The sequence below is a fragment of the Acinetobacter legionensis genome, assembly GCF_048552295.1.
Lineage (GTDB): Bacteria > Pseudomonadota > Gammaproteobacteria > Pseudomonadales > Moraxellaceae > Acinetobacter.
This window is the reverse complement of record NZ_JBIMCW010000004.1, coordinates 83,826-105,564: the sequence shown is the minus strand read 5'-3', so window position 1 is coordinate 105,564 and position 21,739 is coordinate 83,826. Positions and strand designations below refer to the sequence as shown.

General features: G+C 36.3%; 19 protein-coding genes. 7 read left to right on the top strand and 12 right to left on the bottom strand.

The genetic code is table 11. The features are described 5' to 3' along the window. Nucleotides 1-15 precede the first annotated feature (15 nt). From ACG916_RS04805 to ACG916_RS04785, 5 genes are all read left to right on the top strand, one after another. Nucleotides 16-1,764, top strand: coding sequence for a bifunctional alpha/beta hydrolase/class I SAM-dependent methyltransferase (locus ACG916_RS04805; RefSeq protein WP_419327271.1), 1,749 nt, complete (start codon nucleotides 16-18; stop codon nucleotides 1,762-1,764). A gap of 93 nt (nucleotides 1,765-1,857) precedes the next feature. Next, nucleotides 1,858-3,213: a phosphatase PAP2/dual specificity phosphatase family protein gene (locus ACG916_RS04800; RefSeq protein ID WP_419327272.1), complete on the top strand. Its 1,356-nt coding sequence runs from the start codon at nucleotides 1,858-1,860 to the stop codon at nucleotides 3,211-3,213. Continuing rightward, nucleotides 3,210-3,638, top strand: coding sequence for a hypothetical protein (locus tag ACG916_RS04795; RefSeq protein ID WP_336950977.1), 429 nt, complete (start codon nucleotides 3,210-3,212; stop codon nucleotides 3,636-3,638). Before ACG916_RS04800 ends, ACG916_RS04795 begins: the two co-directional genes overlap by 4 nt. A 314-nt stretch (nucleotides 3,639-3,952) precedes the next feature. Then, nucleotides 3,953-4,693 carry a lysophospholipid acyltransferase family protein gene (locus ACG916_RS04790; RefSeq protein ID WP_419330356.1) on the top strand — a complete coding sequence of 247 codons (741 nt, stop codon included), beginning with the start codon at nucleotides 3,953-3,955 and terminating at the stop codon, nucleotides 4,691-4,693. Further along, on the top strand, nucleotides 4,690-5,634 hold the full coding sequence (locus ACG916_RS04785) for a phosphatidate cytidylyltransferase (protein WP_004719987.1): 945 nt from the start codon (nucleotides 4,690-4,692) through the stop codon (nucleotides 5,632-5,634). Before ACG916_RS04790 ends, ACG916_RS04785 begins: the two co-directional genes overlap by 4 nt. 96 nt (nucleotides 5,635-5,730) lie before the next feature. Here the strand turns inward: ACG916_RS04785 and ACG916_RS04780 are convergent, their stop codons facing one another. The 11 genes from ACG916_RS04780 to ACG916_RS04730 all read right to left on the bottom strand — a co-directional run bounded on the left by ACG916_RS04780 (nucleotide 5,731) and on the right by ACG916_RS04730 (nucleotide 17,306). Continuing rightward, nucleotides 5,731-5,877 (bottom strand): hypothetical protein, encoded by a 147-nt coding sequence (locus ACG916_RS04780; RefSeq protein WP_262775000.1) that lies wholly within the window; start codon nucleotides 5,875-5,877, stop codon nucleotides 5,731-5,733. Nucleotides 5,878-5,942: 65 nt separating this feature from the next. After that, on the bottom strand, nucleotides 5,943-6,539 hold the full coding sequence (locus ACG916_RS04775) for a putative type VI secretion system effector (RefSeq protein WP_419378803.1): 597 nt from the start codon (nucleotides 6,537-6,539) through the stop codon (nucleotides 5,943-5,945). Further along, nucleotides 6,536-7,369, bottom strand: coding sequence for a putative type VI secretion system effector (locus tag ACG916_RS04770; protein ID WP_419327274.1), 834 nt, complete (start codon nucleotides 7,367-7,369; stop codon nucleotides 6,536-6,538). The genes ACG916_RS04775 and ACG916_RS04770 overlap by 4 nt, the downstream gene beginning before the upstream one ends. Next, on the bottom strand, nucleotides 7,366-8,193 hold the full coding sequence (locus ACG916_RS04765; RefSeq protein ID WP_419327275.1) for a putative type VI secretion system effector: 828 nt from the start codon (nucleotides 8,191-8,193) through the stop codon (nucleotides 7,366-7,368). The genes ACG916_RS04770 and ACG916_RS04765 overlap by 4 nt, the downstream gene beginning before the upstream one ends. Next, on the bottom strand, nucleotides 8,190-9,008 hold the full coding sequence (locus tag ACG916_RS04760) for a putative type VI secretion system effector (RefSeq protein ID WP_419327276.1): 819 nt from the start codon (nucleotides 9,006-9,008) through the stop codon (nucleotides 8,190-8,192). Before ACG916_RS04760 ends, ACG916_RS04765 begins: the two co-directional genes overlap by 4 nt. Beyond that, on the bottom strand, nucleotides 9,005-9,826 hold the full coding sequence (locus ACG916_RS04755; RefSeq protein WP_419327277.1) for a putative type VI secretion system effector: 822 nt from the start codon (nucleotides 9,824-9,826) through the stop codon (nucleotides 9,005-9,007). Before ACG916_RS04755 ends, ACG916_RS04760 begins: the two co-directional genes overlap by 4 nt. A 15-nt stretch (nucleotides 9,827-9,841) precedes the next feature. Then, nucleotides 9,842-11,557: a T6SS effector BTH_I2691 family protein gene (locus ACG916_RS04750; protein ID WP_419327278.1), complete on the bottom strand. Its 1,716-nt coding sequence runs from the start codon at nucleotides 11,555-11,557 to the stop codon at nucleotides 9,842-9,844. A gap of 17 nt (nucleotides 11,558-11,574) precedes the next feature. After that, nucleotides 11,575-12,699 (bottom strand): T6SS effector BTH_I2691 family protein, encoded by a 1,125-nt coding sequence (locus tag ACG916_RS04745; protein ID WP_419327279.1) that lies wholly within the window; start codon nucleotides 12,697-12,699, stop codon nucleotides 11,575-11,577. A gap of 10 nt (nucleotides 12,700-12,709) precedes the next feature. Beyond that, complete coding sequence (locus tag ACG916_RS04740; RefSeq protein ID WP_419327280.1) at nucleotides 12,710-13,657, bottom strand: hypothetical protein; 948 nt, start codon at nucleotides 13,655-13,657, stop codon at nucleotides 12,710-12,712. Next, nucleotides 13,654-16,278, bottom strand: coding sequence for a type VI secretion system Vgr family protein (locus tag ACG916_RS04735; RefSeq protein WP_419327281.1), 2,625 nt, complete (start codon nucleotides 16,276-16,278; stop codon nucleotides 13,654-13,656). Before ACG916_RS04735 ends, ACG916_RS04740 begins: the two co-directional genes overlap by 4 nt. A gap of 83 nt (nucleotides 16,279-16,361) precedes the next feature. Continuing rightward, nucleotides 16,362-17,306, bottom strand: coding sequence for a hypothetical protein (locus ACG916_RS04730; RefSeq protein WP_419330351.1), 945 nt, complete (start codon nucleotides 17,304-17,306; stop codon nucleotides 16,362-16,364). 260 nt (nucleotides 17,307-17,566) lie between these two features. On the opposite strand from ACG916_RS04730, the gene ACG916_RS04725 reads away from it, so the two are divergent. Beyond that, the gene (locus ACG916_RS04725) at nucleotides 17,567-18,103 is read left to right on the top strand and encodes a lytic transglycosylase domain-containing protein (RefSeq protein ID WP_336950969.1); all 537 of its coding nucleotides are present in this window, start codon (nucleotides 17,567-17,569) and stop codon (nucleotides 18,101-18,103) included. Between the two features lie 121 nt (nucleotides 18,104-18,224). Here the strand turns inward: ACG916_RS04725 and cysK are convergent, their stop codons facing one another. Next, nucleotides 18,225-19,223, bottom strand: coding sequence for a cysteine synthase A (gene cysK / locus ACG916_RS04720; protein WP_336950968.1), 999 nt, complete (start codon nucleotides 19,221-19,223; stop codon nucleotides 18,225-18,227). Nucleotides 19,224-19,455: 232 nt separating this feature from the next. Between cysK and plsB the strand changes: the two genes are divergently transcribed. Continuing rightward, nucleotides 19,456-21,657: a glycerol-3-phosphate 1-O-acyltransferase PlsB gene (plsB, locus tag ACG916_RS04715; protein WP_419327283.1), complete on the top strand. Its 2,202-nt coding sequence runs from the start codon at nucleotides 19,456-19,458 to the stop codon at nucleotides 21,655-21,657. Nucleotides 21,658-21,739: the final 82 nt, after the last annotated feature.

Sequence of the window (21,739 nt, the reverse complement as noted above, 5' to 3'; positions counted from 1 at the left end):
TTAGGGTAAATTCGTATGTATAACAACAGTCATCACACCTTTGCGAGTCATGATGGAACAGAATTGTTTTATCAACATTGGTCGACCGACACTCCAAGCGAAACAAAAAAAGCCATTCTTCTGTTTCATCGCGGCCATGAACATTCAGGACGTATGGCGCATTTAGTTAATGAACTCAATTTAAGTGAATTTGATTTCTTTGCATGGGATGCCCGTGGGCACGGCGATTCACCAGGTGAACGTGGTGATGCACCTAGCTTCTCCACATGTGTAAAAGATATTCAATATTTTGTACAGCATATTGAAGAAAACTATGGCATCGACGCCAAAAACATTGCTGTGGTTGCACAAAGTGTAGGTGCTGTATTAGCTGCAACATGGGTACATGATTATGCGCCAAAAATTCGCGCCTTGTGTCTCGCTTCCCCTGCTTTTGATATTAAGCTTTATGTGCCATTTGCCGAACCAAGTTTAAGAGTCATGGAAAAAATTCGTGGTAATTTTTTCATTCAAAGTTATGTTAAAGCCAAAATGCTGACCCATGATGAAGAACGTGCTCAAAGCTATGATACCGATCCTAAAATTGCTAAAGCAATTTCGGTGAGAATGTTGCTTGGACTCTATGATGCCTCTAAGCGTATTGTTGCTGACTCACAAAATATCTTTGTGCCGACTCAGGTGTTATGTTCAGGTTCAGATTTTGTAGTTTTTCAAAAACCGCAACGTGAATTTTACCAAAAGCTTCCACATCCTAAAAAAGAATTACATATTTTAGAGGGTTTCTTTCACGATACTTTAGGCGAAAAAGATCGCCATATTGCAACAGAAAAAATACGCAGATTTATCCAGCAATGTTTTGCGGTTGAATATCAAGCTCCAGATGTTTTAAATGCGGACAAAATTGGTCCAAGTTGCGCTATAGCTGAAGAACTCAGTTCACCATTACCCGCTAAATCAATAAAGAATGCATTTTGGGAAATTACCAAAAAGAATCTAAAAATTGGTAGTCATTTATCAAAAGGCTTAAAAATTGGTGAAGACACTGGCTATGACTCTGGAAGCACTTTAGATTTTGTTTATCGTAACCAACCTGAAAGTTCTAATCCTATTGGCAATATCATAGACCGCCAATATTTAAATGCGATTGGTTGGCGTGGAATCCGTGTTCGTAAACAGAATATTGAACTTTTGGTTCAGAAATATGCGGATATTCTGATTAAAAACCGTAAACCATTGAGCATTATGGATATTGCTTCTGGTCATGGGCGTTATATTTTAGATGCTGTGGTTCAACTACCAAAACGACCAGATTCAATCTTATTGCGTGATTATAGTGATATCAATGTACAAGCTGGTCAGCAAATGATTGCAACACGTGGACTCAATGACATTGCTGAATTTGTTCAAGCAGATGCATTTGATACACAGTCTTTGGCCTCTGTTAAACCAAAACCTTCACTTGCTGTGGTTTCGGGTTTATATGAGTTATTTGCAGACAATGATTTGCTACGTCAATCACTTGAGGGCTTAAGTAAAGCAATCCTTAAAGATGGTTATTTGATTTATACTGGTCAAATTTGGCACCCGCAGCAAGAGTTTATTGCGCGCGCACTAACCTCACATCGTGAAGGTGATGCATGGGTAATGCGTTTACGCTCACAAGCGGAAATGGATGCACTTGTTGAAGCTGCTGGCTTTAAAAAGGTCGACCAATGTATTGATGAGTTTGGAATATTTACCGTCTCAGTCGCACAAAAGCTATAAAATTTCTGCTATCACACAGTTGGTGACTTGATATAAATCATTTTAAGTCACCAATTTTTTAATTTTAATAGAATAATAATCTACGGATGTTTTATGCGAACACTCATCAAAGAAACTGGGACTTGGAAATGGGGCCTACTTTGCTTAGTTTTTCTTGCGCCTTTCTTTTTCCTCACTTATGGCTTTGCAAATCAATATGCGTCAGGTCTTAGTGATGTTCCAAGTATTGTCTTTGCTTGGGAAAAGCATATTCCACTTTGGGCTTGGACGATTGTGCCGTATTGGTCAATTGACCTGTTTTACGGCCTCTCCTTATTGCTTTGTTGGAACAAATTTGAGCTTAAACAACAAGCGCTTAGGCTATTTTTAGCGCAAGTCATTTCGATTAGTTGCTTCTTAGTGCTCCCTTTAAAGTTTAGTTTTGAACGTCCACCTTTAGATGGTTTTTTCGGTCTATGGTTTGATGCCCTGATGGGCTTCGATAAGCCCTTTAATCAAGCGCCCTCATTACATATTGTTTTGCTGATTATCCTTTGGGATTTCTATCGTCGCCATGTATCTGGGGCATGGAAATATGTGGTCGATTTTTGGTGTGTGCTGATTGGAATTTCTGTACTCACGACATGGCAACATCATTTTATTGATCTTCCTACAGGAATACTTGTTGGCGCTTTATGCTTATGGTTATTTCCAATTTCAGTAAAATCCCCATTTAGAAAAGATGGGCTGCAACTGTTAACAGCAAAACATTTAAAGCTTGGTAGTTATTACCTTTGTGGCTCAGTGATTTTCTTTATCTTAGCTTATGAGTTTAGAGCTTGGGGATTGTGGCTAATTTACCCTGCTGTGAGTCTATTTATCGTTGCACATAGCTATAGTTTTGTACGTCCACATTTTTTTCAAAAACAAGAAAATGGCAAAATGACGGTTGCAGCACAAATACTGCTTGCGCCTTATTTAATCTTTGCTTGGCTTAATAGTCGTGTTTGGACCAAAAAACATCACGAAGATTCTTTTATCATTCAACATGAACTTAAAAAAATCTATATTGGAAGAGTTCCAACACAACAAGATCACCTCCAATACAATGCAATATTTGATTGTGTTGCTGAGTTACCCTTAAACCAAGTAACGGCATATCAGCAATATCTCAGTCTAGATCTGATTCCATTACAAGCCAATCAGCTTGAGTTAGCCGTAGCACGATTAAATGATTTGATGTCAAAGCTTGAAGCAAGCTCTATCCAAAATATTCTGATTTTTTGTGCCTTAGGTTATTCAAGAAGTAGCGCTGTACTCACCGCTTGGCTGATTCAACAAAACCAAGATGCTAATATTGATGAAATGGTAAACATTATTCGTAAAGCTCGCCCTTGGGTGGTATTAAAACAAGCCCAACTGGAAGAATTAGAAATTTACCATCTAAAACTGAAAGGTTTAGCGCCATGAAAATGAATTTTTATGTGGTTGCGCAACTGTTGTCTGCAACCACAGCTATATTACTTTCAGGTTATTTGGCTTTTGCGTTATCTATTTTTGCCATCCTGTTCAAAGGTTGGCAATCCTTTGAGTTTTGGACGTTCATTGTCATTACATTGTTATTATCTGGGCTTCATCACTATCTCTCATTTAGAGTTAAGTTTGATGCTCAAATCATTAAAATGATTGCACGAGAATCCCAAACTGAATCTATTGAAAACTTAACCCTACAATTTGATCAAACCCTAATGAGTATGAAATTGATGCCCGCATCCAAAGCAGGACGTGATTGGTCACAGCGTTTTGTAGGATGCTTTAAACTTTTAAAACTACAAATTGCTTTATTATTAGTACAATATCTGGTTTTAATGATTTTGATTTCTAGAATGATTTAAAGCGATTTTAACCTCAACTGATACAGTTGCTGATATATTCAATTGTTATCGTATGATAGTTTTAATGATCTTAAATCAAGAAAATTATCAGCTTCTCAGCAGTGAAGATCTTGAAATGCTATAAAATTCTTCTATGATTCAAAAAATAGAAATGATAAATTTGTAAAAGGAGACCAAGCTTTTTACTTTTTATTCAAAACTAAGTTTGGTTATATTTTATTTTAATCACTTAAAAAGTAGAATTTTGTACTTTAGTCATCTTATTATACAGCTTGCCCCACAATAAAATGCTTCAATATCAATCGGCTTAAAGAATGAATCAACTACCTGAACCACGTTCCGAACAAGATAAAGAGTCATACAATAAACAGTCTTTAGAGCAAAAGACTCAACACTTAGATTCTTCTAATGGAAATTTAGCATCACACTCTATTGCTCGCTTTATCGCATTTTTGACACGCCGTGGCGCACGACTGTTAACTGGTGCTCGTAGCTTATGGGTTGGTTGTCAGCCTGAGATGAAACAACGTATTTACTATGCCAATCACAATAGTCATATCGACTTTATCTTACTATGGTCCTCACTTCCCAAACTGATGCGTCGAAAAACTAAACCTGTTGCTGCTTCAGATTATTGGCTGAAAGATGGTTTTAGACAATTTTTAATTAAATACACCTTTAATGGTGTCACGATTCAACGTAATCGCGAAGATAATGCAGACCCTTTACAACCTGTAAAAGACGCTCTTGCTCAGGGGTATTCCATTATTTTCTTTCCTGAAGGTACTCGAAATCTTGATGATGATCTTGAGCTATTACCTTTTAAAAGTGGCCTCTATAACTTACATAAACAATTTCCTGAGATTGAGATTGTCCCTGTTTGGATTTCAAATCTAAGACGTGTCATGCCAAAAGGTTCTTTTGTTCCTTTGCCTTTACTGTCTACCGTATGCTTTGGCTTTCCTTTAGAACAACATTTAGAAATGGATAAAGCCACATTTATAGATTATGCACAGAAGCAGCTAGTACTATTAAAAGAGGTTGAGAATCAATGATTTTAGATAATCTGAATAAAACCTATCTTTTATTTGGTATTTTTGCGGGAATTTTAGTTTTTGCATCTAGTGTAGGCTTTATTCTCAAACAAAAAGCTGGGCAAAAACCCTCATCAGTGATTGATAATTTAAATGCACGGATCAATGCTTGGTGGGTGATGTTGATCGTCATTGGCGCAGCAATTCTATTGGGTCAAACTGCATTTATTATCTTATTTGGGATTATTTCCCTGTTCGCTCTACGAGAATTTACCAGTCTATTGCCGACAAGGCGTGGTGATTATTTTCCTTTACTTATCGCCTTTTATTTTGTTATTCCCTATCAATATTATTTGATCTATATCGACTGGTACGGCTTATATTCAATTTTTATTCCACTTTATGTATTTTTACTGATTCCGATTGCCAGTTTAAAACAAGAAGATACCAAACACTTCCTTGAACGTAGTTCTAAAATTCAATGGGGACTCATGGTCTGTGTTTTCTGTATTTCCCATGTGCCTGCATTACTCAATTTAAAACTTAATGGTTTTAAAGGTGAACCGATTTGGTTAGCAATCTGGCTGATTATGGTCGTTCAGGCATCCGATGTTTTGCAATATGTCTGTGGTAAGCTTTTTGGAAAGCACAAGGTTGCACCCGTCTTGTCACCATCAAAAACAGTTGAAGGCTTAGTGGGTGGGATCGTTTTAGCCACAGCTTTAGGTGTTGCTATGGCATGGCTTACTCCATTTAGCTATCTACAAGCTGCATTGATAGGACTAGTTGTGTGTATCTTTGGCTTTTTCGGTGGTTTGGTGATGTCAGCTATCAAACGTGACCGTGGTGTAAAAGATTGGGGGCAGTTGATTCATGGTCATGGCGGGATGTTAGATCGGATTGATTCTATCTGCTTTTCTGCACCCATCTTCTTTCATATTTTGAGATATTGGTGGAGTTAATCTGCCAATATCAGTTAATCAGCAAAATTTGGGGTGAAATCAATGGAAGTAACGAATATTGGTTATATCCTTAAATTTTGATTTATTTTTTTAAACTCATTTTTTCCCATATTTTTCTTCATCATATTGTTTAGCCAAATCTAAACGATAAGTGTATTGCTCCCAACGATCAGGATATTCGTCCCTTTTTATTTTGTTCTTTATGTTCATTGAGAAAACTGAGAAATCATTTAAATTTGCCATACTGGGTTTATTAAATCCGAGTTTTTTTAATATTGCCTCTAACTCAATACTTTGTTCATCAAAACTTACTCCAACAACCCAACCAACAAATAAATAAATAAAATGAGCCTAGTAACTTCATGTTTTAATGTAGCTATTCCATCTCCTATTAACATTAACAAAGGTATGAATATAAAAAGACCTATGATACCTATACTCAAAAATAATTTTATAGTAGAAAATCTGTACCCTACTCTCCCTTTAACGACTTCTTGACTTGTCCATATATAATTGTTTTGTTGATCAATAACCGCTACTGCACAAGCATATTTATTTTGACCCGAAAGCGGTTCTGCAATTACTTTTACCATATCTCGTTTTTTAAACATTACCACTGGAAAACATCCAGTGAAATAATGCTTTTGATTATTTTTATCTGTAATTTCTAAGGCAAAATCACTGACTTCTATTCCTTCATCACTGGCTGCAAAACTGGCTAAAGCAGCATTCCCAATTTGCCCAACGAGTGCTGAACCTACAGCTATTGCTCCTGTAGCTGCTTGCATATTGGCATTTAAGTTTTGCATGGTTTCACTGGTTAACAGATCAGTTACTTCGCCTTCTACGATAAAAAGCCTTTTTGAAAATTCATCAATAATTTGATCTGTTTTTTTAAAACTCATTTTTTCCCATATTTTTCTTCATCATATTGTTTAGCTAAATCAATACGGTAGGTATAATCTTTCCAACGTTCATGCCCATATCCTTTGTTGTCTTCTTTGTTTTTCCAACTTAAATCATTGAGAGCATAATTTTGCAAATCTATTCGACTTGGTTTGTTAAATCCTAATTTTTTTAATATTGCCTCTAATTCAATGCTTTGACCATCAAAACTTGCTCCTATACGCCAACCAATACCAGTGAAAACAATAAGGGCCATTAAGGATGTTATTTGAATTTCTGTATCACTAAATAACATTTGATTTATCGAATCTGATATAAAATAATCTATGATTAGCTGTATAAACATTACAAATAAGCAAACTCCCCCCATTAATTTCATCCCAAATATTCTATATCGAAATCGACCTTTAACTACTTCTTGGCCTGTCCATGTATAACTGTTTTTTTGATCAATAACAGCTGCTACACGAGCATATTTATTTTGACCAGAAAGTGGTTCTGCGATCACTTTAACCATATCTCTTTTTTTAAACATTACTACTGGAAAACATCCAGTGAAATAATGCTTTTGATTATTTTTATCTGTGATTTCTAGAGCAAAATCACTAACTTCAATACCTTCATCACTAGCAGCAAAACTAGCTAAAGCCGCATTCCCAATTTGACCGACAAGTGCTGAGCCTACAGCCATTGCACCTGTACCTGTTTGCATATTGGAATTTAAATTCTGCATGGTTTCACTGGTCAATAGATCAGTTACTTCACCTTCAACAATAAAAATCCTATTTGTCAATTCGTCAATCATTCGGTCTGTTTTTTTTAAACTCATTTTTTCCCATATTTTTCTTCATCATATTGTTTGGCTAAATCAATACGGTAGGTATAATCTTTCCAACGCTCATGGATAAAATCTTTTTCTTGATTTTTCCAACTTAAATCACTCAATGCAAAATTTTGTAAATTCATTCGACTTGGCTTATTAAACCCAAGTTTTTTTAAAATAGATTCTAATTCTATACTTTGATCATCAAAGCTAGCACCTACTCGCCAACCAATGAATATAAAAACTAATATAAATGAAAAAGAAATTATTTGAATACCAATATTATTAATTAACATTTGCTTTATTGAATTTGTTATAAAAAAATCAAAAAGCAAAGCAAAAATTACTACAATAATACTAATGACTCCAAATAATTTCATTACAAAAACCCTATAGCGAATCCTTCCTTTAACAACCTCTTGCCCAGTCCATGTATAATTGTTCTGTTGATCAATAACAGCTACTGCACGAGCATATTTATTTTGTCCCGAAAGTAGTTCTGCAATTACTTTAACCATATCTCCCTTTTTAAATATCACTACAGGGAAACATCCTTTAAAGTAATGCTTTTGATTGTTTTTATCCGTGACTTCTATTGCAAAATCACTGACTTCTATCCCTTCATCACTGGCTGTAAAACTGGCTAAAGCCGCATTCCCAATTTGACCGACAAGTGCTGAACCCACAGCTATTGCACCTGTAGCCGTTTGCAAATTGGCATTTAGGTTTTGCATGGTTTCACTGGTCAACAGATCAGTTACTTCGCCTTCTACGATAAAAAGCCTATTTGACAATTCATCAATCATTCGGTCTGTTTTTTTAAAACTCATTTTTTCCCATATTTTTCTTCATCATATTGTTTAGCTAAGTCTAAACGATAAGTATATTGCTCCCAACGATCAGGATGCTCATCCATTTTTATTTTATTCTTTATATTTATTGAGAAAACTGAAAAATCATTTAAACTTGCCATACTTGGTTTATTAAAATCCAACTTTTTTAATATTGCCTCTAATTCAACACTTTGCTCATCAAAGCTTGCACCCACTTTCCATCCAATAAATAAACAAATAAATAAACAAATGAAAAAAGAAATAAATATAGGCTGACTTAAAAGAAATGAGATACCATTATCCTCAAATATCGAAAATAAAATAAAAATTATCATGACAAATATTCCTACACCACCTATTAATTTTATCCCAAAAATCCTATATCTTATTCGTCCTTTTATAATTTGTTGACTTGTCCATATATATTGATTTTTTGGTTCAATAACTGCTTTTACTATTGAATATTTTGTTGTAAAAGGCTCAGCCATAACTTTAATATTGTCACCAATTCTAAAATTAACTTCTGGAAAACATCCTTTAAAATAATGCTTTTGATTATTTCTATCTGTGATTTCTAAAGCAAAATCACTAACATCAATACCTTCATCACTAGCTGCAAAACTAGCTAAGGCAGCATTCCCAATTTGTCCGACTAGTACTGAACCGACAGCTATTGCACCTGTAGCCGGTTGCATACTGGCATTTAAGTTTTGCATGGTTTCGCTGGTCAATAAGTCTGTGACTTCTCCTTCAACGATAAAAAGTCTATCTGCCAATTCATTAATCATTTGGTCTGTTTTTTTTAAGCTCATTTTTTTCCATATTTTTCTTCATCATATTGTTTGGCTAAATCAATACGGTAGGTATAATCTTTCCAACGCTCATGGATAAAATCTTTTTCTTGATTTTTCCAACTTAAATCACTCAATGCAAAAATTTGTAAATTCATTCGACTTGGCTTATTAAACCCAAGTTTTTTTAAAATAGATTCTAATTCAATACTTTGCTCATCAAAACTTGCACCAACACGCCAGCCTATAAATAAGAAAAAAAATAAACAAATGAACAGAGTACCGCCTATAGGAGGATTAAATATAAGTGAAATCCCATATTTACCAAATATTGCAAATAAACAGAAAGTTAATACTGATAGGAACCCAACAATCAGTCCAAACTTCATAGATGTGATTCTATGTTGCATTCTTCCTTTTACAACTTCTTGCCCAGTCCATATATAATTATTCTTTATATCAATAATAGTTGCTGCATAAGCATATTTATTTTGACCCGAAAGCGATTCTGCAATCACTTTAACCATATCTCCCTTTTTAAACATCACTACAGGAAAACATCCCTTAAAGTAATGCTTTTGATTATTTTTATCTGTGAGTTCTAAAGCAAAATCACTGACTTCTATTCCTTCATCACTGGCAGCAAAACTGGCTAAAGCAGCTGTACCGATCTGTCCGACAAGTGCTGAGCCTACAGCCATTGCACCTGTACCCGTTTGTATATTGGTATTTAAGTTCTGCATGGTTTCACTGGTCAACAGATCAGTTACTTCGCCTTCTACGATAAAAAGCCTATTTGACAATTCATCAATCATTCGGTCTGTTTTTTTTAAACTCATACTATGACTACTCTATTATGCAAATAGTGTCTGAAAATCTTCGACTTCTTGTTGTTCCGACATTAGCTTATTGGTTTTTAAAGCTCTAAAAGTAGAATACTGACACCAACGTTGAAGCTTTGTTGCCTCCATATATATTAAAAAGGCGACTTCAACTAAAGTTAAAATTAAACCTATACCACTTGCCCAAGCAATCCAACGCAGTAAAGCATTCCGTACTATCTCTCGAGTAAGCTTTTTAACACTATATTTAGCCATAGTTTCACCAAAAACTTTAGCGCCCATCTTTTGAATCAATGGACTACCTCCAACACGGTTTAAATATGTCATTAAAGGTCCTATATAGGTTAAAGTTGCGCATAATCCCAAAAGAGCAGCAGCAGCTCCTGTAACTACACGAGCTGAATATAATATAATTAAGGAGGTAGGTATTCCTTCCTTTCCAGTCAAATTTTCAACTTTGTTGTAATCTAACCAAGCAGTAATTCCCCCTGCAATAGTACTTAAACTACCTGCTGCCCATTTAATACCTGCTCTTTGAATATTTGCTGCGCCTCGTGTGGCTGCTGCGCCAGCACCTGCATAAGATGTTTGAGTCGCCACTTCTCTTGCACCTTTTGCTAGACCATAAAAGATATCCAAAGCAAAAGCCATCAATGCGGATACAGATGCCACCAAAGCAGCAATTTGTACCGAGTCTTTATATTTTCCAGAGTTAAGCATATGCGCTAAATTAATCGCCTCTATAAATACAAGAATGCCTGATGCCCTCACCTGATGATAATTGTTGGTATTGTTCGCCATACCTTTACTACCCGCTTTTTCAATTTCTTCTAAGGTCAATGCCACTTGTTGTTTTTTTGCCATCGCATCATCGATCAATACATCCAAAGAACGCATTGTTGCTTCTTTTGCATTTTTTGAAAGCTGACTAGCTGCTCTTTCACTGAGTTCTGGACTGAGTTTGATATTTCCATAATTTTGTTTTTCAGGATTTATATTATGTACAATTTGATCAAATCTTAATTTTTCAGCCAAATCCCCCATCTGAGCAAAAAGTAACTTTTGAGAAATTGCACTTACAAATCGACTTTCTGCGGTTGTCCCCATACCTGCTCTAAAGACCACTCGAGAAAAGTTAGAAACATAAAGCATCACTTTCTTTTCTGTTTTAAAAAATCCGATATTGCCTTTATTTTTGTCTATTCCCTGATTCCTTGCCCATTCATCCCATGCAGAATCAGTTTTCTTTAAAAAGTCTATTGTGCCTTTCATGGCTTTTAGACCAACAGCGGTAAAATCAGTTGCAGCTTTTTTCAGTTCATCATGCTTTGCCTTGGCCTCTAACTGATTACTATACAAGCCACGAATAAATAAATTTTTACGTTCAAATTCTGGCTTTTTAACCCAGTCATCTAACTGTTTTGCACCTACTTCTGCACCTTCCATTCCAAATAACATAGACGCTACATGAGCTTTAAATGCACAACCACTTCGTAAATTTTTCTGATCATAGGCATCTAAAGCATCTAATAAACTTTCAGAAACAACCCAGTTCAAATGCTCTTGAGCACGTTGGTTTGCAACCTTCAAGGCTGTGTCATATTTTTGTGCTGCTTCCTGCTTAAACGCTTCTATTTCTTTATAGTTTAAGTTATCGAGTAGAACTTTGCGGTCAGCTTGGTAGTTGGCTTCCCCAACCTCTTCACCATAACCAGCACGTTTTTTCATTTTACGTTCATGATCTTCTATATGAGTTTTTTGCTTCGTTCTAGTTGCTCAATATCTGCTGTATCATTTCTTCTCCTTGCATCTGCAAGTTGCTGTTCAATAATATTTAACGTCCATTGATACCTTGTCTCGATTGCTGGTGCTGTTTGTTCATGAATTTCATTTTCGCGCTGTACGATTTTTGCCTTATTTTTAAGCAATGATCCTTCGATGCTTTCCACACGTTGCACTGAGTCCAGTTTACGCTGATTGGTGACACCGTATTTATCTTTTGCTTCTAAATAATCATCTACAGGGGCATAAGCTTCATTTCGATATTCATTTAGCTTTACAGTGATGCCAATTGGGTCATACAGCACTATAGATGCAAAGGCTTTAGGTTTCTCAGCAAATTTAGTCAGCAGTTTACTCCAGCGGTCAGAGCCAAATGACAAAGGGAAACTCACGCCGTCCTTTAAAGTTGAATTGTTTAAACAATGTTCTTGTTGTGATGATCCTTTAGCCCATCCTGCAACATCTATAGATTGCCATTTGCCTGAACTGACATATTCATCCGCTTTCGCTTGGTATTCTTTTCTTTTTTCATCAGTCATGGGGGCGTGGGTGTATATCAAATATGCCTTCTCGGCCAAATTCGTTGCAATATATTCAATGGTGACAAATGAGGCAAATAACGCATGTTCATTTCCTTTACATGCAAACTCAAGCACAGATACGGGTGCAGGTTTGTCTAATGGAAAAGATGATAAATAGCCTTGCGGTGTGACGATGTACCCGATCCATTGATAACCTTTTTTTCGCTTCACCATTGCATAAATATAACTAGAATCAATCATTTCAGTTGTATATTTGGAGTATGACAGTGCTATGTTTTTTACATTTTTCCCAAGTTGTGATGAAAGTTGTGGAGCTTTTTCTTGAGTTACCGTATAACGTAAAGGCAAAATCTGCAAACCAAGTTTTCGGCAAAAATTACATTGGTCTTTACTGCCTTTTGCATCTGAAGTTTGTTGATTGACTTGTATTGCTGCATTAGCAGCTTTTGTTATCGCATTTGGAGCAGCTAAAATCTCTTCTCCCTGTCTACGTTGTTCGGCTTTTTTGTTTTCTCTTCTTGCAAAAGCTTCTTTATCACCGCCCATTTTATTTTCCTTATTCCAATGTTTCTGTTTTAATCAATGCCCAAGAATCTTCAGCAACAAAATTCATCGCTTCAGTAAAATTATAATTTTCAGGTTCAGTGTTCCAGTATTGTTGAAGTACTTTTACAATATAAGGATGCTTCATAAAGCTGTGCCCAAGTACCTCTGCATATAAGCCATAACTGACTAAGTCGACATATCTGGTAATGTGGTATTGTTCATGTCCTTGATATAAATTTTTAAGAATCTGTTGTGATTTCAAATGATTGATATCAACTTGTTCTAATTCATGCGCTTTTCGAAAAACAATATTACTTATTTCAATCAAATCTAAAGCTAAGGATTGTTGTTCATTCACTTGCGTAATGGCTTTTTTCAGCAATTTTTTCTGTTGGATATTTTCCCAGTGAAAATATCCACTAGGATGGATAAATTCCCATTGAGTAAAATTTCCCAATAAACTATTCATTTGTTGTTCATTGAATATATGATCTAAATAAATCATTACTCGTGGGTCATACCATCGAAATAAAATTTTGGATTCAATATCTTGCAACACCAAACTGGTTTTAAACTTTTGGTTCAACTGATCATTTTCATAATGAGAAGCCCCAAAACCATGTACTAAATACTGATCATTGGAAATTTCAAAATTATTAAGTAAATGTTCTGCTAGCTGTGGTCCGATCTCTTTTAATATCTTTTCATCTAATATTTCTATAAAAAACAGATGTGTGTCTTTATAGCGATTGCCTTTTGCCAAGGGAATATAAATAATATTGTGTTCTCTTAAACACTTCTTTAAATCATCAAAAACATCGGGCGCTAATGTTTCATCAAGCAATACTAACAGCCGATGATGCTGGCTAAAGACTGCTTGCATTTTTTGATAAATTGCTTCTACGGAATGAAGTTCAGAGGATATCGCCGTTTGTTGTAGAAAGTTCTCACTCATCATAAGATCACCTTCGCTGATCCATTTTGAGCTGCCTGTCCTTGTTTCGCAGAGCAATCAGGCAAGTCTAAAGCTGGCGGATTTATAGAAGCTGGGGAAGTCAGTTTCTGTTGCCCAGATTTCACCTCAAATAAGCCACCTGTGGTTGAAAACACACCTGAACCATTAATCTTGAGTTCAGAACCATCACTGACCAACTTAATTTCCTTCGGACTGATGATATAAACTGCGTCTTCGGTTGAAATGATTTGAATGCCTTTACGTGCGATCATATCCAACCCATCACCCTGCGCTTGGATCTCAACTTTACCTTTTCCAGCAAATAACTTTGCACCTTCTTGTGCCGCAAAAAGGCTAATTTTAGCGCTGGCATGTCCAATCAAAGCCTTTTGTGTACTTAGGTTAATGCTGTCGCCTGATGTGTGGCTAATTTGCCCATCTGCTGAAAGATGAATATCTTCATTACTGGTAAGCGCAATTGAGTTTGGTGAAGCCAACATCATCACCGCAGACTTAAATTCATCTGCTTTTTTCGGATCTTGTTGAGCCAATACGTCGATAAAGCCTTTGATATTATCTAAAACTTCTAAAGGATCAGTCTGCTGATTCTTGGCAACCTCACTTAATGCTTTAGAGTTATTGAGACTACTTTCTAACTGATTTATGCCCGCGGTCACATCAAGGTGATTGCCCGAGGCTGAATCCTGAGCATAAGTACTCAGTAATAAACCTTGTCCTGCTCTTAATGCACCCCACTGGTCAGTTCTCAGTTCAAAGCCTTCACCTCGTCCTTCGCTAGTGTCTGTCTCTTTGGGATGACTTAAATTACCGAGGTTAAGTTGACTCACCCCATGACTGCTCTGTAACTGACTGCTGATTTGCTCAGTACTATCATCAAATCTAAGTTGGTTATAGCCACTGCCTTGATACTCTCGACTTTTTATTCCTGACAGTTTTTTGGTATCAGGCAGTTTACCTTTTTCATCAAACTTGCTTGGATGACGATGCGCTTCATGAATACGCCCCACCACAAACGGCCTGTCAATGTTGCCATCGAAGAAATCTATAACGACGACCTCTCCAACTCTCGGTAAGAATCGTGCACCATAGCCTTCACCAGCCCACGGCGTCAGTACATCCACCCAAGCTGAATCGGTGTCGTTATCATTGGAACCAGCACCACCATCGTGGCTATGATCTTGATTGCGGGTAAACAGAAAACGTACTTTGATCCTTCCCCACTCATCCACATGGATTTCTTCTCCACTTGGACCAACCACTCTGGCACGTTGGGGTGACGCAATCGGACGATGTTTTAATGGATTGTATTCTGGAACAGTGGTGATATTGCGACGTTGTAGCACCAACTGATTGGCTTGGCGTTCATCACTATTGTTTGTCGTGATATTGGTTATTTGCCAATTGCTTTGCTTAAGCAAATTTTCAACCTGATGGGTCAACTCTTTTGGTAGATTATTTTGATTATAAAAGTGCTTCGATATGATTAGGAATTGCTTATCGGAAAAATCGTGTTGATCAATTTCGGGATGCCCATTTAATTCAAAGATATAACCCACATGTGCATCACGTACTGTAGATATTGCGGTAAATTGTTTGGCTTGTGAGTCATAGTAGTTACTCAGATTTTCATTAAAACGTTCAATTTGACGATTACCTGATGCTGTTGCACCATCTTCTCCATTCAAGTCTTGGATCCATGCTGGGCTAAAGTGCCAAACTTGCTCAAGAGCTAAACTAGCATTGTCGTAGTTTTCACTATGCTTGTGTTTGCTTAGAACACTGCCTGCACCTTCTTCTATTTCCAGTACATCGGCTTGCCAACGTTGAATATGTACTGATGTAGGCTGAATAGAACGCTGTCCAATAAATGAGATAATGCTGTCCTGCCTTTCGGTGGGACTGCTACGATGAAAGCGAATATTCTTGCGTTCTAAGCTGGTGTATTGAGTATTGTTGTCAATCAAACGAAGCTTTTGAGGTTGAATTTGTTCACTGAAACTCGATACTTTAAGTTGGGCTTCATCAATTAAAGTATTAATCCCTTCAGAAAAAAGCAGACGTTGAACAAAGTCTATATCCCGTTCATTATTCTGCATAATAAATGGGCGAACATCGTAGTCTTTGGTTAAGCCACTTTTATCCAATGTTAGACTTGAAGCAAACAATGGACTTCGCTCGCGCCATTCCTGAAATATAACTTCAACTGCTTGAGGCGCAGACATATTCATAAACACTCTGGAATTTCTACGATGCTTCCAAAGTGCGGTTGGATCTTCAACTGTCAGGCGGTAAATCGTCAGCGCACCATCGCTCGCGCCCACATCTGCTTGGGTCACAATCCCTGAAATTCGATTGAGTTCTGATTTATCATTCACAATATCGACAGCCACTTGGCTACCGATAAATTGCTTTAATGGAATATTCATTGACGTAGACAAGCAAATCAATTGTAAATGAATGCCTTTGTTTAATTCATGCATCCCATCAATACGTTGTAAAAATACCAGTTGATTAAGATCAGTGTTTGAAAAAGACGCATGCATGGCACGCTTTTGAGCAGTAAGACCCAATTTTTCCAAAGCAAAATAAATATTATTAAACATGAGTTATTGTATAGTTGTTCTAAATTAAGCACACTCTACAAAAAAGATCATATTTTGTCCACATTTAATTTTATCTACATAATTTATTGTATTTCATTTCGTTTCGATAGTTTTCTCCGATACATTACCGCCCCCACAGTTAAATTAAATTTTTCGCATAATTCTTTTATAGAAAGTGTATTTAATTCCTGTTGATGCTCTCTTACCCAATTTAGAAGAGAAACTCGTTTTTTTTCACCTAATAATTCTTTTAAATAAGAACGAGAAGTTAAAATCTCCTGTTCAGTTTTATTGAGTCGTATCGCAATCTCTTTGATTGAATACTGTGTACTCAAAATGATCTCTTTATGTTCTAATCGCCACTCTTTTTTTTCATTCAAACGTTGTACACGTATGTCATTTAATGTAGGTATACCAAGTTCTTTACATACCAGATTATGCGCTCGCCTTGCAGCTTTAAGATTTTTTTTATTCAATAACGATTGTACTTCAAAAATATTTTCAGATTTAGCTAGTGCGTCTTTGTTGTTTTGTACAATTTTACGATTTGCATAACCAATTTTATTCTTACGTAGTTTGTTACTACGCTGAACTCCTTCCTTTCTTAAAAAGGTGCAATACTTTGTAACTTCAGTTTGAGTTAATCCATATTTTTCTTTTAACATCTGAAAGCTTTGAGTAAACAACTCATCTTGATGTTCAAACATCCAATCTCTTAAAGTAGATAAAGTATAGTCATATTTTTTTTGAAGACCCAATGCACGTCTAAATCTAGTGATTATTTTAACCGATAATCCGAGTAATTTCATAGATTTAACTCGATCATGTTTCTTTAAAAACTCAGCTAAATCATTGGTCAAAATGTAAACATATTGACTCTTTGCAATTTGCTCGTACATCCAACCTTTGTAGATCATAATCCCAGCTTGTGTATTTCGCTCTTCATATACATCCCAGTCTTCACCTTGCCAATCCTTAATTGTCTTTATTGGATAAATTTTATATCTTTTAACCATAACCATTAACATTTTTTGTATTCGTCAACAATTATTCTTTTATCAAATTTTACTTACAACTTAAAGAGATTTATCAAGAATAACTTAAAAAACAAAAATTATCTTTCAATGCATTGAACAAATTAATTTTTCAAGCAATAACGCCTAAATAGCAAGCAACCAACAGCTTAAGATACAAATCACGAATAAATCTACCAATTTTCATAGATTGACAGGTTTAAATCAGCTACATAACATCAGGGCAATCTTGGATACATAACATTGGTTTTATTTTGAATTTTCAGTATCAGTTAAAAATAATTTCTACAGTAGGCTTAACACTTGCGATCACAGCATGCTCGTCTTTGGGTGGTGGCTCTGTGCAAAAACGTGCTGCTAAACTTTCGACTGGAATCCAAAAAGCCTATTCTGTCTCTCCAGATGTTGCTAATCGCGTATCCCCAATCATTGTACAAAGCGCAGATCAATATGATGTAGATCCTTTACTGATTGCAGCGACTATACGTCAAGAATCGAGCTACCGTAGTTATGTTACCTCTCCATCTGGTGCTGTTGGGCTTACCCAAATCATGCCGCGTTATTGGCAACAAGCCTGCCCTGGTGATTTGTTTGATGAATATACCAATGTACGCTGTGGCACCATGATCTTGGCTAAATACAATCAAAGTGCAGGAAGCTGGAAAAAGGCCTTAGCCTACTATAATGTTGGACCCACAAATTACCAAACAAATCGTAAAATGAAACGCCAAGGTAAACGATACGCGAAACAAGTCAAACAACATGAAAAACAGTTAAAGTCTTCATTATAAAGTTTAAGAATAGAAACTGAATATCAATAAAATAAACCCACTCTTGCTGATACTTGAGCGGGTTTATTTTTTAGTCCATAGCAACAATAAACAGCATAAACATAAATGATTTAATTCAATCTTAATCTGCTGAAATATCTTCAAACAAAACGGAAGACAAATAACGTTCACCCGCATCAGGAAGAATCACCACAATAGTTTTGCCTGTATTTTCAGGACGGGCAGCTAATTTTGCTGCAGCAGCTAAAGCCGCACCACTAGAAATACCGACAAAAATACCTTCTTGAGTGGCACTTTGACGGGCAAAATCAATCGCTTCTTGGTTGTCGATAGCAATAACTTCATCTACTAAATCTAAATCCAAGTTTTTAGGAATAAAGTTTGCACCTATCCCTTGGATCTTATGTGGCCCAGGCGTTAACGTTTCACCACGTTTGGTTTGTCCAATAATTGGTGAATCTGCGGGTTCTACAGCAACGGAGTAAATCGCTTGCTGCTTGACCTTTTCAAAATAATTTGAAATACCTGAAATAGTACCGCCAGTTCCGACACCAGCAACAAGGATATCGACTTTACCGCCTGTTGCTGCCCATATTTCAGGACCTGTTGTTGTCTCGTGTATTTTAGGATTGGCCGGGTTTTCAAATTGTTGTGGTAAATAATAAGTTTCAGGTTGTTCAGTCGCTAAACGTACCGCCTCGTCAACTGCGCCTTTCATACCTTTTGCGGGTTCAGTTAAAATTAAATTTGCACCCAACGCTTTTAATACTTTACGGCGCTCTATACTCATACTTGCAGGCATAGTTAAAGTAATAGCATAACCTTTTGCCGCTGCTACAAATGCCAATGCAATACCAGTATTCCCGCTGGTTGGTTCTACAATATGCATACCTTTTTTCAAAAGCCCCTTCGCTTCTGCATCAGCAATAAGTGCAGCACCAATTCGATCTTTAACAGAAAAAGCAGGATTACGACTTTCAATTTTTGCTAAGACCGTTGCACCACCTGTAATAAGACGGTTGATACGAATCAGTGGTGTATTCCCAATTGCCTCAGCGTTATTAGAATAAACAGCGATACCTAAGTTTTCAGTTGCTGGAAAATTTGGATCTGTAGACATGACCTTTCCTTGAATTTAAATGAATTTATATCAATCTATCATAATGCTTTTCTATGAAACTTTGATATTGAGTAACTGAATTTAATTATACCAATATCGAAATAGTTTATTGATAAAAATCATAAGTTTAGTTTTTAGGCAAAGTGTTTGACCGATTTGTCGTCAAATCAAACTATATATTTGTATATTATTTCAAGCATAATAACGATATGACTCATATTTAGAGAATATTATGGCAAGCAATGCTTATCAAAAATTTTATCGTCAATTTACAAAAAAAATCTTAGATAAAATCGTCAGCCCACAAGTATTAGGCGATACAAAAACTCTTGAAAATACAGTTAATGATCCAAACACAGCCAATTTTCCGATTTGCTATGTCATTCAAGATGACTCAACTTCAAATAAAGTCTTGATCGACAATGAAACAGAAAAAAGAAAACTCAGCCCTGCTTTTGCGCCACTTAACCTAGGGTCAGATTATCAGGAAGATGATCGTTTTATCACTTTAGAACCGACCAAAAGCAACGCCTCTGCATACTACCCAGACAAAATTATTCGTTTGGTCGAATATTTATTAAAACACCCTGAACAAGATGTGCTTTTAGTACCAACAACGATTTTATGGGGGCGTGCGCCGGAAAATGAGGACAGTTGGTATAAAGCATTGATGACCGATGCTTGGGCGAAGCCAACGGGCATTAAACAAGCACTCAACATTACCCTCTATGGCCGTAACAATTATATTGAATTCCATCAAGCAGTTTCTTTACGCCAGTTAATTGACTCAGCCATTGAACTCACACCCAATTTTTCACCAGCGCACTATGTGGTGACTGAGCTCAATAAACAATTTAATGGCTATAAAGAAGCAATTCTTGGTCCTGATATTTCAGATCGTCGCAATGTGATTAACAAACTCATGCTGAGTGATGCGGTCAAAGAAGCCATTCTCAATGAAAGCATTCATAAAAAAATCAGCATCAATGAAGCCGAAGCACTCGCGCATAAATACCTCGATGAAATCGTCTCTGATTTTTCTTATTCAACCTTACGCTTTGCTGAAATTGCTTTAACTAAATTATGGACCCAACTCTATGACGGTATCGAAGTACATAATTTCGATACGGTTCGTGAACTTGCCAAAGATTATGAAATTGTCTATACCCCTTGTCATCGTAGCCACATTGACTATTTATTATTGTCTTATGTGATTTATAACCGTGGCTTGATGGTTCCCCATATTGCAGCAGGTATTAATTTAAATATGCCTGTGGTTGGGCAACTGATGCGTGGTGCAGGCGCATACTTTATTCGACGTAGCTTTAATGGTAATGCGCTTTATACGGCTGTTTTCAAAGAATATATCTACAGTATGCTCAATCGAAATACCCCTATGGAATACTTTATTGAAGGTGGTCGTTCTCGTACTGGACTTTTATTGCCGCCTAAAAAAGGGATGCTCGCAATGACCATCCAAAGTTATTTACGTGGGAATAGCAAACCGATTGCCTTTATTCCGACTTACTTTGGATATGAAAAACTGATCGAAGGCAGTTCATACATAAAAGAGCTGGGTGGGCAGAAAAAACAAGCTGAATCACTATTTGGACTACTTAAATCTATTCAAAAAATTGAAAAAGTCTTTGGTGTTGTCCATGTCAATTTAGGTGAACCGGTTTTCCTTGAAGAGATCTTAAAAAAGAACAATGTTCCACAACATGTTGCTTTGCATGAAGAGATGCCTGAGTCGGTTAAAGCCACGGTCAATGATGTGGCGTTTGATATTTTGGAAAATATCAATAAAGCGGTCGTGATTAATCCTGTTAGTTTGATTTCTCTGGTCTTGTTAAATGCACCAACGCATGCTTTGGCAGAGCGTGAAGTATTGGTACGTTTAGAACAATTCCGTAATCTACTCAAACAGCATCGTTATGATGATCGTATGCAAATTACCGAGCTTTCCAACACAGAAATCATTCAATATGCCATGAAGCTAAAACAAGTTGAATTGATTGAGCATGATAATGAGCGCTGGGTGAAAGTCAGTGATATACAGGTGGGATTGCTTAAGTATTTCAGTAATAACATTCTGCACACGTTTATCCTGCCTGCACTGATTGCCAAAGTATTACGTGTTGAAACAGAGCAGCAGCAATTTGAGATTCCAAAATCTGATTTATATACCCAAGTCATCAAACAATACCCACTTATACAAAAAGCCTTCTTTTTAAAATGGGATGAGTCTGAGATTGAGAGTGAAATCACACAAATTATCGATTATTTTGTTGCGGAGAAATTAATCACACTTGAAGCGGATCAAAGCATTAAGATTTCAAATGCAGATCCTAAAATTCGTTTACTTTCAGCCTTTGCTCATTTGTATGATGTCAATGTTGTGAAAGAACCTGAAAAAGAAAGCAAAGAGAAATAATCTTTTAAGCTTTGACGATGATCTGCAATAAAAAAGTTCCTTCAACCATTTGGATAAGGAACTTTTTTGTAAGCGTATAGCA